The 14123-nt window shown below is 38.2% G+C and carries 12 protein-coding genes; 4 read left to right on the top strand and 8 right to left on the bottom strand.

Going from position 1 to position 14123, the window contains the following annotated elements; all coding sequences use genetic code 11:
- Positions 1 to 351: 351 nt before the first annotated feature.
- Genes AC4G3N_RS04000 through AC4G3N_RS03990 form a run of 3 tightly spaced genes read right to left on the bottom strand, consistent with a single transcriptional unit; the run spans position 352 to position 3944 of the window.
- Entirely contained in the window at positions 352 to 2271 is a 1920-nt protein-coding gene (locus AC4G3N_RS04000) for a PTS fructose transporter subunit IIABC (protein WP_066104704.1), read from the bottom strand.
- A 12-nt stretch (positions 2272 to 2283) separates the two neighbouring features.
- Positions 2284 to 3195 (bottom strand): 1-phosphofructokinase, encoded by a 912-nt coding sequence (gene pfkB, locus AC4G3N_RS03995; protein WP_066104700.1) that lies wholly within the window; start codon positions 3193 to 3195, stop codon positions 2284 to 2286.
- Positions 3192 to 3944: a DeoR/GlpR family DNA-binding transcription regulator gene (locus tag AC4G3N_RS03990; protein ID WP_066104698.1), complete on the bottom strand. Its 753-nt coding sequence runs from the start codon at positions 3942 to 3944 to the stop codon at positions 3192 to 3194. The genes pfkB and AC4G3N_RS03990 overlap by 4 nt, the downstream gene beginning before the upstream one ends.
- A gap of 293 nt (positions 3945 to 4237) precedes the next feature.
- On the opposite strand from AC4G3N_RS03990, the gene AC4G3N_RS03985 reads away from it, so the two are divergent.
- Positions 4238 to 4627 carry a thiol-disulfide oxidoreductase DCC family protein gene (locus AC4G3N_RS03985; protein WP_140462060.1) on the top strand — a complete coding sequence of 130 codons (390 nt, stop codon included), beginning with the start codon at positions 4238 to 4240 and terminating at the stop codon, positions 4625 to 4627.
- 57 nt (positions 4628 to 4684) lie between these two features.
- Here AC4G3N_RS03985 and AC4G3N_RS03980 read toward each other — a convergent pair whose 3' ends face one another.
- Both AC4G3N_RS03980 and zwf read right to left on the bottom strand, forming a co-directional pair.
- Positions 4685 to 5302 (bottom strand): cyclase family protein, encoded by a 618-nt coding sequence (locus AC4G3N_RS03980; protein WP_066104694.1) that lies wholly within the window; start codon positions 5300 to 5302, stop codon positions 4685 to 4687.
- Between the two features lie 31 nt (positions 5303 to 5333).
- Positions 5334 to 6818 (bottom strand): glucose-6-phosphate dehydrogenase, encoded by a 1485-nt coding sequence (zwf, locus tag AC4G3N_RS03975; protein WP_066104691.1) that lies wholly within the window; start codon positions 6816 to 6818, stop codon positions 5334 to 5336.
- Between the two features lie 232 nt (positions 6819 to 7050).
- On the opposite strand from zwf, the gene rnz reads away from it, so the two are divergent.
- From rnz to AC4G3N_RS03960, 3 genes are all read left to right on the top strand, one after another.
- Positions 7051 to 7968, top strand: a complete 918-nt coding sequence (gene rnz / locus AC4G3N_RS03970) for a ribonuclease Z (RefSeq protein ID WP_066104689.1) — start codon at positions 7051 to 7053, stop codon at positions 7966 to 7968.
- Positions 7969 to 8127: 159 nt separating this feature from the next.
- Positions 8128 to 9042, top strand: a complete 915-nt coding sequence (locus AC4G3N_RS03965; protein ID WP_077248055.1) for a DUF4240 domain-containing protein — start codon at positions 8128 to 8130, stop codon at positions 9040 to 9042.
- A gap of 220 nt (positions 9043 to 9262) precedes the next feature.
- A complete protein-coding gene (locus AC4G3N_RS03960; protein ID WP_066104686.1) occupies positions 9263 to 9739 on the top strand; it encodes a bifunctional (p)ppGpp synthetase/guanosine-3',5'-bis(diphosphate) 3'-pyrophosphohydrolase in 477 nt (158 codons plus the stop codon).
- Positions 9740 to 9931: 192 nt separating this feature from the next.
- On the opposite strand, the gene AC4G3N_RS03955 is transcribed toward AC4G3N_RS03960, so the two are convergent.
- From AC4G3N_RS03955 to namA, 3 genes are all read right to left on the bottom strand, one after another.
- Positions 9932 to 10366 (bottom strand): ferritin-like domain-containing protein, encoded by a 435-nt coding sequence (locus AC4G3N_RS03955; protein WP_077248054.1) that lies wholly within the window; start codon positions 10364 to 10366, stop codon positions 9932 to 9934.
- Positions 10367 to 10966: 600 nt separating this feature from the next.
- Positions 10967 to 12640 (bottom strand): methyl-accepting chemotaxis protein, encoded by a 1674-nt coding sequence (locus AC4G3N_RS03950; protein WP_395940466.1) that lies wholly within the window; start codon positions 12638 to 12640, stop codon positions 10967 to 10969.
- Positions 12641 to 13052: 412 nt separating this feature from the next.
- Entirely contained in the window at positions 13053 to 14072 is a 1020-nt protein-coding gene (gene namA / locus AC4G3N_RS03945; protein ID WP_066104680.1) for an NADPH dehydrogenase NamA, read from the bottom strand.
- Between the last annotated feature and the right edge of the window lie 51 nt (positions 14073 to 14123).

The following is a 14123-nucleotide window of genomic DNA, read 5'->3' as shown; positions in this document are numbered from 1 at the left end:
GTTATTATATTAGCATAGTAAAATTTTAGATTAAAGTTATAAGTGTTAATTTTCGTTGTTGTAAGAATATGAGATTAATAAAATTTAGAAATAAAACTTACTATTTTTTATTTTTTTAGAATAATTAACAATGGGAGGGATTTAATACCTGAGTAGGGGTGAGTGAATATTCTGGTTGCAAACGTACAAATTTAGGGAAGTGTAAATTTTATGATAGTGAACCAATAGGCAGTTATATACCTATACGAAGAATTAAGCTCAGCCGTCAACAAAGAAATTAGATATTATATGCGGATATCTGTGCATATAAAAAAAGAATGACCAGAAACAAGGTCATTCTTTCTTTTTTGCTTACGCAACATCCTTAATAGTTGCATTCTTTTTCCAGAAACCTAAAAGAACAGCTGTTACAAGTGAACCGATTAGGATGGCTAGAAGGTACATGTAGCGATTATCAATTAACCAGAATACAAAGAGTCCGCCGTGTGGGGCGGGAGTCGAACAGCCAAATGCTGCAGATAAGGCTCCAGCCGTAGCAGCACCGATTACAGAACTGACGATAACTCGAATCGGATCTGCTGCTGCAAAGGGGATTGCTCCTTCCGTGATGAAGGATGCGCCCATAATATAGTTTGTAAGACCAGACTTACGTTCCGAGTCAGTATATTTCTGTTTAAAGAGCGTAGTGGATAGTGCGATGCCAAGAGGTGGTACCATCCCTCCAGCCATAACAGCTGCATGGGGTACACCATTTCCGGCAGCAATTGCTGCTATACCAAATGTGAAAGCAGCCTTATTGATAGGACCTCCCATATCAACAGCCATCATACCGCCAACGATTAAACCAAGGAACACTGCGTTTGTACCGCTTAAGTTTTCAAGCCAATTAGTCAGCCCTTTATTCATGGCCACAACCGGGTCATTAATGATGAATATCATAATTAGACCGGTGATTAATAGGCCAAATAAAGGATATAGCAATACGGGTTTTATACCTTCCAAAGAAGCTGGCAGCCAATTGAAAGCTTTTTTCACACCAAGAGTCACATACCCTGCAAGGAAACCAGCGATTAATCCACCAAGGAAGCCTGCGCCGGCCGTTGCAGCCAATAATCCGCCGACCATACCGGGCATGAAACCTGGGCGATCTGCAATCGAGCTGGCAATGAAACCGGCAAGTACGGGTACTAATAAGAAGAACGCACCCTTGTCTCCGCCGCCAATGGTGTTGAGTGCTGCAGCAAATTCATTGTAGCCCGGTGTCGTTGGATCCGTAGGTTTAATTCCGCCAAATAAGAAGGAAAGGGCAATTAAGAGACCGCCGCCGACAACAAATGGAAGCATATTACTTACACCGCTCATGAGGTGTTTATATATTTGAGAGCCTATCCCTTTTTTCTCCTGATTCCCGCTATCTTGATTAGTGGATCCGCCTTTGGCTTCATAAATTGGGGCATCCTGTTTTAAAGCACGGTTAATTAGTTCTTCTGGCTTACGGATTCCCTGTGCTACTGGAACTTGAATCACATGTTTGCCATTGAAACGATTCATTTCAACGTTTTTGTCTGCAGCAACAATGATTGCACTTGCTTTTTGAATATCTTCAGCAGTGAGAGGGTTTTTGATTCCGGTGGAACCATTTGTTTCTACTTTAATATTTACATTCATTTCTTTCGCTTTTGCTTTTAAGGCATCCGCTGCCATATAGGTGTGCGCAATTCCAGTTGGACAGGCAGTGACGGCTAACACATAACCTTCTTCATTTGCCTCTGCAGTATCCGGAGCAGGCTGATCTTTTGAATCTTCATTTTCAAGCTCATTCTGTTTGGCATCAATAATAGAGAGGATTTCATCCTCTGAGGCAGCTTTCAAAATGGCCTGACGGAAATCATCATACATTAACATAGATGACAGCTTGGATAAGGTATCAAGATGAGTATCGTTTGCTCCGTCAGGCGCAGCTATCATAAAGAACAGGCGAGCGGGCTGCCCATCCAATGATTCATAATCAATTCCGTTAATGGAACGACCGAAACATAGGGCCGCTTCTTTAACAGCTGCCGATTTAGCATGGGGGATTGCAATCCCTTCACCGATACCGGTTGTACTTTGCTCTTCACGTTTCATGATTGCTTCATGATATCCTTTACGATCTTTCAGTTTGCCTGCTTGATCTAGTTTGCTGACAAGTTCATCAATAACTTCTTTTTTGTTACTGGATGAAAGATTCAGGATAATAGTATCTTTCTTTAACAGGTCTGTGATTCTCATGGTTTCACTTCCTTATAGTTTTTGAATTTCAACTTGCGGGAGAAGAGCTTCGATATGTTCTTTTTCGGCAAGGTCGTAGTTGAATGCTGTTGCACTTCCAGAGGCAACTCCATATTGAAATGCTTTTTGTATATCCTTCGTTTGGTCCCACTTCCCGATAAATCCAGCTACTAAAGAATCGCCTGCGCCAGTAGAGTTTTTTACATCACCTTTTGGAATCGTAGCTGTATAAACTCCATCACGATTAATAAGTAAAGCTCCATCGCCTGCCATAGAAACAATCACGTTTTTAGCACCTTGCTCAACAAGAATGCTACCGTACTGAATGGCCTCCTTGGTTGTTTCTATTTTCGTATCGAATAGTTCTCCAAGTTCATGATGATTTGGTTTCACAAGAAAAGGATGTTCTTTTACAACATCGAGTAAGGTTTTTCCGCTTGCATCTACTACTACCTGTATGCCTTGTGCTGCATATTCCCTTGTTAACTGCTGATACAAATCTGGTGAAATGGAAGGAGGGATGCTGCCTGACAAAACAAGAATATCCTCTTTGGTCATGTTTGAAAGCTTTTGACGGAGTTCATCCATTTTTTCGGCGCTTATGTATGGCCCTAATCCATTGATTTCAGTTTCTTGCCCAGTTTTTAGCTTTATATTGATTCGGGAATCTTCATCAACATCGATAAAATCTTCAGGTACGCTCTCTTTTCTTAAAGCATCGAGAATGAATCTACCCGGAAATCCACCGCTGAAACCAAGTGCAGTTGTTTTTGAACCGATTCGGGAGAGGATACGTGAAACATTTATTCCTTTTCCTCCTGGATATTTAGCTTCTTTACTCATTCGATTTAAGCCACCAAGTTGAAAATGATCAACCTCTACGATGAAATCCACCGATGGATTTAGTGTTACGGTATAGATCATGATTTCACTACCTTTATTTTTGTATTCATCTTATACTTAGCCAATTTGGCTGAATCCATCCCGCTGGTAATTATGGTTGCTTGATTCAATTCAGCCACTCTGGCAAACGATGTTTCATCAAATTTACTGAAATCGGCTAATATAAAAGCTTCTTTCGATAAATCGATGGCTGATCTTTTTAATATAGCTTCCTCTGGGTCAGGTGTACTGAAGCCCCAATCTGGATGAATGCCGTTTATTCCTAGAAAAACTTTATCAAACCGGTAGTTGTTAATATTATTGATAGCCTGACTGCCAATTATTGCATTTGTAGATTTCTTAATGCGGCCACCAATTAAATACGTAATAATATTGCTTTCCTGAAGTGCAGCTGCCTGCATAATCCCATTTGTGACAACGGTAATGGGCTTATTTTGAATGAATGGAATCATAGCAAGGGTTGTAGTACCGGCATCAAGATAAATACAATCACCATCATCAATAATACTCGCCGCTTCTTTGGCGATTGCTTCTTTTTCGCTTGTTCTGGAAGTGGATTTCTCCAGAATCGTTGGTTCAATGCTGCGTTTTTTCACAAGTTCAGCTCCGCCATGTACTCTCTTTAAAATAGACATGTCTTCCAATTGGCTTAAGTCTCTGCGAATTGTGGATTCTGATGTATGTAATTCTTTTACTAGCTCCTGTATTTTGATGAAGCCATTTTGGTTGATTTTTTCGATGATATATTGCTGTCTTTCTGAAGTCAGCAATCCAGTCACCTCCCTACCGTTTAAATATAATTTGTTTATAAATAAAAATCAATCAAATTCATTCAAAATCAATCAAAAAGATTCATGAAGTTTTTAAAAACTATCATAGGGTTAATTCTTTATAGCACCTGAGATGGTTTTTAGATAAAATCCAATATTTAATAAGATGGGTTTAGTATAATCAAATAGAAGAATTTATATTTTGGGGTAACAAAATTGTCTATATCACAATAAAGAGGGTAACTTTATCAATAGAAACCGAAGGGGCAACTTGAGAAGGGGGTTAGTAGAAGATGATTGTATTATTTGATGGGGAATGCAATTTTTGCGATAAGAGTGTTCAATTTATCATTAAAAGAGACCCGAAAGGAATTTTTGTTTTTGCCTCCCTGCAGAGTGAAGCAGGCCAGCAGTTATTAAAGGAATACCATGTTCCTGAAGGAATAGACAGCTTAATTTTACTTGAACCAGATAATCACAAATACTATATGAAGTCTTCGGCTGCCTTAAGGATATGTAAACATTTATCGGGTTTATGGAGTATGTTGTATGTCTTTAAGCTGGTTCCAAGAACTATTAGAGATAGAGTGTATGATTTAATTGCGAGGAACAGAATTAAATGGTTCGGTAAGAAAGATCAGTGTATACTGCTTTCACCGGAAATTCGAAAAAGGTTTTTATGATATGTTCAACATCAAAAAAAATCCACTTTCGCACGCGAAAGTGGATTTAATCATTTATTAAAGCATACCATCCAGCAATAATACACGAGACGGAGCAGCATCAATGCCTACCAATTTAAGCGGTGCTGCGACCATAAAGTATTCACCGGCAGGGACATCTTTCAAGCGCAAGCCTTCAATAACAATTACATCGTTTGCAAAAAGGGTACGGTGAGTAGGATGTCCAGGTTGGGCACGTTCAACACCAAGCCCATCGATTCCCACTCCATTAATGCCAATCTCAGACACATGCTTCGCACCAGACTCACCTAGCGCGATAAATTCAAAGTTAAATTCTTCATCGAAAGAGTTTTTTGTTTTTAAAAGAATAAAGTCACCTTTTTCAATAGGCAAAGACTCAAGATCTTCTTTTTCAACTAACCCTGTTACATGAGTTAAATCAAATACTTTACACTTACCAACGAGACGTTCAAGTCCAATTGTTTCAATAGTAGCACCGTCATTCATCATATGAAGCGGGGCATCTGTATGAGTTCCGACATGAGCATCAAGAGTAATACGGGATTCGGTAACATGTCCATTTGTTACAGTGTTGAAAACTGGCTGTTTGTCCTCAATATTTTTATAAACGGGCATTCCAGTGTAAATTGGCATAGAAACATCATAAATTTTCATATTGGTTTCTCCTCCACAACTTTATTTTAATTTACTCGTCTTCTTCTTCAATTGCCCACCAATGGAAGCCATCTTTTGAGAGCAGTTCATCTGCGCTCTCTGGCCCCATTGAACCGGATGAATAATTAGGGAAACATCCAGCAGGTTGGCTTTCCCATGCACGAGAAATTACATCTGTGAACTTCCAGGACAAGGCTACTTCATCCCAATGGGAAAAGTTTGTTGCATCTCCGCGCATCGCATCGAAAAGCAGGCGTTCATAGGCTTCAGGGGTATTGAATCGGTCGTATTTGGAAGTCCTAAAGCTTAATTTAACTGGTGTTTTTCCGCCTTTTTTAGCATTGAGGTGAAGCGTGATTCCTTCTTTAGGCTGGATATTAATAACTAGTAAATTAGGGTTTAGCTGCTCTTCAGTTCTATAAAACAGATTCATCGGCACGTCCTTAAATTGTACGACAATCTGAGTAGACTTCGCCGCAAGCCGCTTGCCGGTACGGATATAGAACGGTACACCGGCCCATCTGAAATTTTCAAATAACAATTTTCCGGCTACATAAGTTTCTGTATTGGACTCTGGGTCAACCATATTTTCAGAACGGTATGCTGGTAAAAGTTTGTCACCGACTTGACCTTCACCATATTGACCGCGCACAAAGTATTGATCTACTTCATCTTCCTTTATAGGGCGAAGGGAGCGAAGTACTTTAACTTTTTCACTGCGGATCTCGTCAGTCGTTAATTTAATCGGAGCCTCCATCGCAAGCAGTGAAACAATTTGCATAATATGGTTTTGAACCATATCACGCAAGGCACCGCTGTTCTCATAATATCTGCCTCTATCTTCAACTCCGAGAGTTTCTGTAGAGGTAATCTGAACATTGGCTATGTAGTGATTATTCCAAAGCGGTTCAAAAAAAGCATTTGCAAAGCGAATCACTTCAATATTTTGAACCATTTCTTTCCCTAAATAATGATCGATTCGATAAATTTCATTTTCGGAGAATGATTGACGAAGCTGATTATTGAGCTCTTCAGCTGATTTAAAATCATGGCCGAATGGCTTTTCGATAACTAAGCGTTTATAACCGGCTGTATTGGTCAATCCATCTTCTTTTAATCTTGTGGCAATCGGTCCAAAATACTCCGGTGCCATCGCAAGATAAAATAGTCGATTTCCATTTAACTCATATTTTTCATCCAATTGGTCTGCCAAGAGACGCAGTTCTTCATATGATACACTCGCTTGGCTGACATCCAGTGATTGATAGTAGAAATGACCGGCAAATTCAAGCTTTTCTGAATCAGTGCCATGTTCATCGGCAACCGCTTCCTGAATATGTTGTTTAAGACGATCTGTTGTCCATTCGCGTCTGCCAATTCCTATACAGGCGAAGTTTGAAGATAATCTGCCTTTCGTGTATAGACGGAATAATGAAGGGAAAAGTTTCCGTTGCGCTAAATCTCCAGTAGCCCCAAATATCAATATTAATCCTGATTGTTTGTCAATAGTGGGCATTCAGAACCTCTCCTTATATGGTAATTACGATAGTTTATTTTATCTCTTATTCAACTCTTTATCAATGGATTGAATTTTTTCCATCTATACTTAGTTTACAGATAAAGAGGGAGAAAATAAAATATTTTATCGCTATATTAAAAATGTGGAAGTATTCGGATTTTCTCAAATGCTGAAAAAAAAGGAAGAGTGCTGTAAAATAGATGTATTCAAATAGGCTGGAGGAATTAGATTGGAATTTGTATTTTTAGGAACAGGAGCCGGCATACCGGCTAAGCAGCGAAACGTATCTTCGCTTATCCTGCAGATGAATGAAGAGAGAGGGGCAAGCTGGATGTTTGATTGTGGAGAAGCGACTCAGCATCAAATATTACGCACGCCTGTAAAAACGAGAAAAATAGAGAAAATATTCATCACGCATCTGCATGGTGATCATATATATGGGCTACCTGGCTTACTTGGCAGCCGTTCATTTCAGGGGGGGACAGAACCGCTGACCATTTACGGACCGGTAGGAATCAAAGAGTATGTGGAAACGTCCTTGCGTTTGAGCCAAACTCATTTAAAATATGATCTGTCATTCGTGGAGATAGTAGAAGATGGTCTGCTATTCGAGGATGAGACATTCAGAGTGGAGGTATTGCCTTTAGATCATGCTATTTTAAGCTATGGGTATCGAATCGTCGAAAAAGATAAACCCGGAGAACTACGGGCTGATTTATTAAAAGAAGCTGGAATTCCGCCCGGTCCGTTATACAGCAAGCTGAAAAAAGGTGAAATGGTCCAATTGGAGGATGGCCGCATAATAAATGGCAGAGATTATATCGGAACACCTAAGCCGGGGAGAGTGATTGCTATATTGGGTGATACCCGCCCGTGTGAAAATACTGTCAATCTGGCATTGCACGCTGAATGCATCGTTCATGAAGCTACTTTCCAAAAGGGACAGGAAGAGATGGCCGCTGACTATTTTCATTCGACTACCATTCAGGCAGCCGAATGCGCTGTAAAAGCGGGTGCCAAGCGTTTAATCCTCACTCACATCAGTTCCAGATTTACTATGGATGATGAAATAGAGCTTGTTAATGAGGCCAAAGCTGTTTTTGCAAATACTGAATTAGCGAGAGATTTTTCGGTTTTTAAGCTTTAAAAATAAATCGATAAACTAATAGTAGAGATAGCAGGAAGCGTATGTCCTGCTATCTTTTTTTATTTCTGGGATAAGCATAGTTTTACTAGTTTTAATTAAAAACCCTTTTGTAAGAAAATGTAATACAATTGATGTATACATATATAGGGGGAATACGATTTGGATAAACAAAAGTTTGAAGTATTAATTGGAGATGTGTTTGCTGTAAAACTGCCTGATGGACGGTTTGGTGCGATAAGAATTGCTAAGCACCATCAAGAATTAGGCTCATACCTGGTTATCACAACTCCATATATAGGTGAGGAACTGCCTGTTATTGAGAATAATTGTTTAACTTATATCCTTCGTCAAAATCGTTTTTTTTATAAGAATAATCGAGCCCTTGTATGGGTTGATGGAGAGCCTCCTCGGGATTTAATATATATAGGAAATCTTCCTTTGGCGGAAAAGGAAAAAGCTATAATATGCAATTCATTCTGTGAACAATGGGATCGTATTGGAATAGAGGTTTATCATGAATGGAGATGGGAGAATGATCAGGAGAATTTTATTAAAGAAGTTCAAGAGGAACAAAAAAATGAAGAGGAAGAAAATCGAAATATAGCTCAAGTACCTAAAAAGATGATGCATGATGAAGAATTTTGGTCTATTATTTCCTTGCTGAATTCAAATGGTAATGGGAGAGAAGATATACTAGAACCGGCCGTTATTGCTTTATCAAAAATGAGTGTAAAAGATATAAAAGAATTTGAGGAAGCATTATCTTACAAACTCTACCTATTAGACACTAGAGAGCATGCCAAAAACATCGGAGAATATTCATATACAGAAGATAATCCAATCAATTTTTCTGTTGATTTATTTTTGTATATCCGTTGTGCAGTGGTTGCAGAGGGGCAGCAAAATTTTGAGCGTACATTAAAAAATCCCGAGATGATGAATAAAAATCGAACATTTGAACCTTTATTATCAATAGCCTCCTATGCTTATGCAACAAGAATGAAAAAGGATTTTGAGTATACATCCGGCTGCAGCTATGAAACTTTCTCAAATATTGCTGGATGGAAGGGCTAAACAGCCGTTTGAGGTGATTCTTTAGGAAAGGTATTAATGCATAAGAGTGCTATTGACTTCCGTTTGAGAGAGAAGATTTTCTACCTGTTATTAAAAACTCTCTGTTGTTTGAGATGTTTTTTTATCTGCGATTAAATGAAAGCGACCCATTTCTTATTTCATTCCAAATGAAGTTATAATATTAATATAATATTTAAAAAAGAATGGGGGACGGATTAGTATGTCTGAGGAGTTATTAGACTTAGCTATTGAATTAGCTAAAAAGTATCATAAGGATCAATTTGATAAGGGCGGTAACCCTTACATTAATCATCCATTAGCTGTAATGAATAGGTTAGACACGGCAGAAGAGAAAATTGTCGGAGTGTTGCATGATATCATCGAGGATACAGAGCTTACCTTTGATGATTTACGAGAATATGGCTTTTCAGAAAAAATTATAGCTGGAATTGATTCTGTGACTAGAAGGGAAGGAGAAGAGAGGGGAGCATTTATATATCGCGCCAAATTAAATGAGCTTGGTCGAACAGTTAAAATAGCGGACTTAAAAGAAAACAGAGACTTATCCAGAATTCCTAACCCACAGGAAAAAGATTATCAACGTGCAGAAAAGTATGAAAGAGAAATTAGAATTCTAACAGAAGATACTTGGATTTATAGCGATGATGAATGGATAGAGATTTTGGAAGAGAAGTGAATAAGGAATCAATGATATCAAACCAACTTATTTAATCATATTAGGAAAAATGATATTAATGAATATGAAAGCAAAAATTTTAATTGATAAAAAAAACACCTCTTGATTTGAGGTGATTTTTTTATTAAATATATATGTTAGGCTTGGAAGAAATGAAATGTACTAAAATTAATTTGAATGAGAAATTCACTTTTAAGAATGTAGAAGAGATTTTAGATAATCCACATGTTCCCGGTCTTTATCCAGGATTTTATGGACTAGACTAAGACTTTCTTCATCTAACTTCCCCCTTACTAGGTCCTCACTCATTTTTATCCCATATATATTTTCCCCCTTAATAGCATGTTTTATAATCTCTTCCTCTGAATTGTAGTTTTCAATCAAATTTACAACTTTCGCTTCAATCCTTCCAAATATTCCTTCACTCGTTATAGGTGTACCACCTAGATTTTGAATTCTCTCTGAAATAAGGATTGCGTGATTTTTTAGGTCTTTCTGGATCGAAATAAACGAGTCTTTTAATGAGGAATGTTGTAGCTTTTTTATAAAGTGTTCATAGGCGTTAATGGCCATATATGAACCTCTTAAGAATGTGTTAAGCGTCTTAATCGCTTGTTTTTGGTCCAATCATATCACTTCCTTAAAATAATAATTTTACTATGTCCATGAAAGTGAAAATTATTAGATTGCGGTATCGATACAGCTCAAATGTTAGCAGCTGTTGAAAATAGTGAAACGATTTTATTAGAGGAAAACCAATAATAACACTGAGACCTCAACCACTTGCTATTTGGCTTGGAGAAACCGACAGACGGCAGACGGGGAAGTGTTGATTAGAAAGACTCGTCTGGATCATTTATCAAGAGCCGAAAAAGTATTCCGTAAAAACCTAAATGCTTAATCTGCAATAAAGAAATAATGAAATTAAAGTTGTTTTATTGGTGAGGGATGCTTCAATAAAAAAACAATTTAAAGTGGGAAAAACAATATTAAAGTTTAACATAGAAAAAATATATAGAATTTATATGTGAATAAATGTACTTAAAAAAGGGGATTTAGTTGAATAACGGAGACAGCAAAAAAGCTATCTTTAATGCTCAGAAACAAACCTTATAAAATAGCAAAAAGAAAGACCTTCCATAAAGAATGTTGCCAGCACGCCAAATTCTCTGAAGGTCTTTCCTTAAATTGGATTTTCTCCAAGTTTTCAATTGTAATAAGAGATTTTTATAGCTTAAATTTCGCCATTTGCTCCTGTAACTCTGATGAGAGCTTGGATAGAGAGCTTGAGGACAGGCTGATTTCTTCGGTGGCTGCAAGCTGTTCTTCAGTAGAGGCAGCTATATTAGTTGTATGCACTGACACACTTGATATATCCTCTGCTACTTGATTAATGGAATCCGATACAAGGTTGGAGCTGGCCGAAATCTGTTGGACTGAAGCGGCCATGCTATTCACTTCTTGTTCCATTTGAACCATGTAAGCCACAATTTCCTTGAAAGCCTCTTCCGTATTATTGATAACAGACATCCCTTCCTCAACCTCGACCTTTACCTCATACATGGATGAAATCGATCCTTCCATATTTGACTGGATTTCTTTAATAAGGTTGACGATTTGGCTGGACGAGGATTGAGATTGCTCAGCAAGCTTTCGTACCTCATCTGCGACAACAGCAAAGCCTCTTCCATGTTCTCCAGCTCTGGCTGCTTCAATAGCTGCATTTAATGCTAAAAGGTTTGTTTGATCGGCAATGGCTGAAATAGTTCCTGAAATCTTGCTGATTTCACTGGAACTGGTATCCAGCATTTTCAGGATTTCTTCGCTTTCAGTGGCTTTCTTGTAAATAAACTCTATTTGCTGAATGGTCCTGGATAATAATTCATTCCCATGATTTGCTTTTGATACGACCTTGCTGCCTGTTTCGGAGATTTCGTTTGATACACCTGCCAGACGCTGGATAGAGGTTGTCACTTCCTCAAGAGCGTGTACACTTTCCTGAAGTCGAGTATTAGCGGAATCAGACACATCGGCAACATGGTTAATGGAATTGGATACTTCTTCTGTGCTGTGAGTTGTTTCCTCCGAGCTTGCAGTCAATTCTTCGGATGCTCTTGCAACTTGTTCAGTTGAATGGTTAACCTGGGTGATCAGTATCTTCGTATTGTCCACCATTGTATTAAAATCACTTGCCAACTGTCCTAATTCATCCTTGCTTTTATTCTTTAATGGAGAGATTGAAAAGTCACCGGTCGCAATCCGATTTAGGCCTTTACTAACCTGTGAAATCGGTTTGGCTATTTTTGCAGAAAAGAAGTAAGCAGTACAACTGGCAATGATGACAGAGCCAATTGATATTACAGCTACTAACCAGGCAAGCTCAGATGATTTAGATGTAATTTTTGCGACGGGTTTGCTGGATATAATCGTCCATTCCCAATAAGGTTCCCTTTTAACATAAGCTATTTTTTCAACATCACCTTTTTTGGAAGAATACGATATGAAAGCCCCGTTCTCACCTTTCTCAAGAATCAGCTGATCCACTGTTTTGTCTCCGTTTGTTTTAAGGTCTTTATAATTTGTATCTGCGTTTTTAGTATGTAAGGTAAGAGTGCCATCTTTGTCGATTGCAGATAGTTCTCCATCTTCTCCAAAATCATAACCTTGATAAACTTGCTCTTCTTCTCCCAGAATCTCTTCATTTAATTGTTGCTGTGCATCCTCTAAGGAAATATAACCAGCACTCACTTGTTGGTGTAAGAGTCCGATCATTCCAATTGTCATATCAGTGTTTGTTTGGAGATTTTCTTTCTCTGTTTCAATCAATTGATCTTTTGAGATAAAAAATACGCTGATACCGATAACGATTACAGGAATGATTAACGTTATTAAAGTTAACATCAATAATTTAATCTTGATTGAACGAGCTTTTTTCTTTTTCAATATATTTTTCCTCCTATCAATTAGGAAAGTCACAATGGTCTTCAATTAACTATCGGCATTCATTTTTTTGTCTTAACATGAAAATAATGTAATTGTTGTGAAAAATAAATTCTGATAAGAGAAACTGAAGAAATGTTTGTCCCTTTGGTACGGATGTGAAGGAAAAATACTAATCTACAGCTACATCGAATTGTTCCAATATGTAATTATTTAATTTTAGTTTAAGATCTCGTCATTATTATTTTGTATTCTCCTGTCGAATTTTAAGGTTCAAAAAAAGAAAAAGCACCGTTTCTATAGAAACGATACTTTTTTCTTAATTTGTTTCCTGTACTTTATTAAATCAAAACAATGATTTAATCGAAGGAAATTACCAACCGCGACCGTATTGCACAGGAGCTTCAACAGAAGCACGCAGTTCCTTGGCAGCATTTTTAGGCCAATATGGATCACGTAATAATTCTCTACCGATAAAAATTAGGTCAGCACGGTTGTTTTGTAAGATTTCCTCCGCTTGTACGCCAGATGTGATTAATCCGACGGCACCAGTTGCAATGTTGGCTTCATGCTTGATTGTCTCACTCATTGGGACCTGATAGCCTGGGAAGCTTGGTACCGGTACTGACATTACACCACCGGAGCTTACATCAATAAGATCGATTCCGTCTTCTTTCATCCAACGGGCATATTGAATATAATCTTCCGGTTCATATCCGTCTTCGTGATAATCTTTAGCGGAGATTCGGACGAATAATGGGCCGTCAAAAACAGATTTAATAGCAGTAATGATTTCTTTTAGGAATCGATAACGATTTTCCGGCGATCCGCCATATTCATCGGTACGAGTATTAACGGCAGGAGTTAGGAATTCATTGATTAAGTATCCGTGTGCGCCATGAATCTCCATAACCTCAAATCCTGCCTTTTTGGCACGAATAGCGGCTTGTTTGAAGGCTTCAACTGTATCGGCAATATCCTTTTTGGTCATTTCTCTAGGAGTTTTCATTTTTTCATTAAAAGGCACAGAAACAGGTGCGATAATTTCACCTTCAAGCTCAGCTTTTCGCCCTGCATGAGCGAGCTGAATCCCGGGAACTGTGCCATATTCCTTCATCATAGCAGTTAGCGTATGTAAACCTTCAATGTGATCGTCACTCCAAATGCCTAAATCTTGATCAGAAATTCTACCTTGCGGAGTAACTGCGGTTGCTTCCACGATGATTAAACCAACCTGGCCGACAGCCCGGCTTGTATAGTGAGTCATATGCCAGTTCTGTATTTTTCCATCACGTTCGTAGCTGGAGTACATGCACATCGGTGACATGACAATCCGATTTTTAAGAGTTATATTTTTAATTGTATATGGTTCAAATAATAATGATTTAGTCATTGATGACAACTCCTTTCAGTAACCAAGTATAACAGTTGGGATTAAGGGGTG

Source organism: Bacillus sp. z50 (genome assembly GCF_058313585.1).
Note: the sequence above shows the minus strand (reverse complement) of the source record. Positions and strands in the feature narration are given on the sequence as shown.

Excerpts from the sequence above, each read along its gene's own strand:
- AC4G3N_RS03950 (WP_395940466.1), bottom strand. The coding sequence starts at position 12,640 with ATGTTAACTTTAATAACGTTAATCATTCCTGTAATCGTTATCGGTATC.
- AC4G3N_RS03980 (WP_066104694.1), bottom strand. The coding sequence starts at position 5,302 with ATGAAAATTTATGATGTTTCTATGCCAATTTACACTGGAATGCCCGTT.
- AC4G3N_RS03960 (WP_066104686.1), top strand. The coding sequence starts at position 9,263 with ATGTCTGAGGAGTTATTAGACTTAGCTATTGAATTAGCTAAAAAGTAT.
- zwf (WP_066104691.1), bottom strand. The coding sequence starts at position 6,818 with ATGCCCACTATTGACAAACAATCAGGATTAATATTGATATTTGGGGCT.
- AC4G3N_RS03985 (WP_140462060.1), top strand. The coding sequence starts at position 4,238 with ATGATTGTATTATTTGATGGGGAATGCAATTTTTGCGATAAGAGTGTT.
- AC4G3N_RS04000 (WP_066104704.1), bottom strand. The coding sequence starts at position 2,271 with ATGAGAATCACAGACCTGTTAAAGAAAGATACTATTATCCTGAATCTT.
- pfkB (WP_066104700.1), bottom strand. The coding sequence starts at position 3,195 with ATGATCTATACCGTAACACTAAATCCATCGGTGGATTTCATCGTAGAG.
- namA (WP_066104680.1), bottom strand. The coding sequence starts at position 14,072 with ATGACTAAATCATTATTATTTGAACCATATACAATTAAAAATATAACT.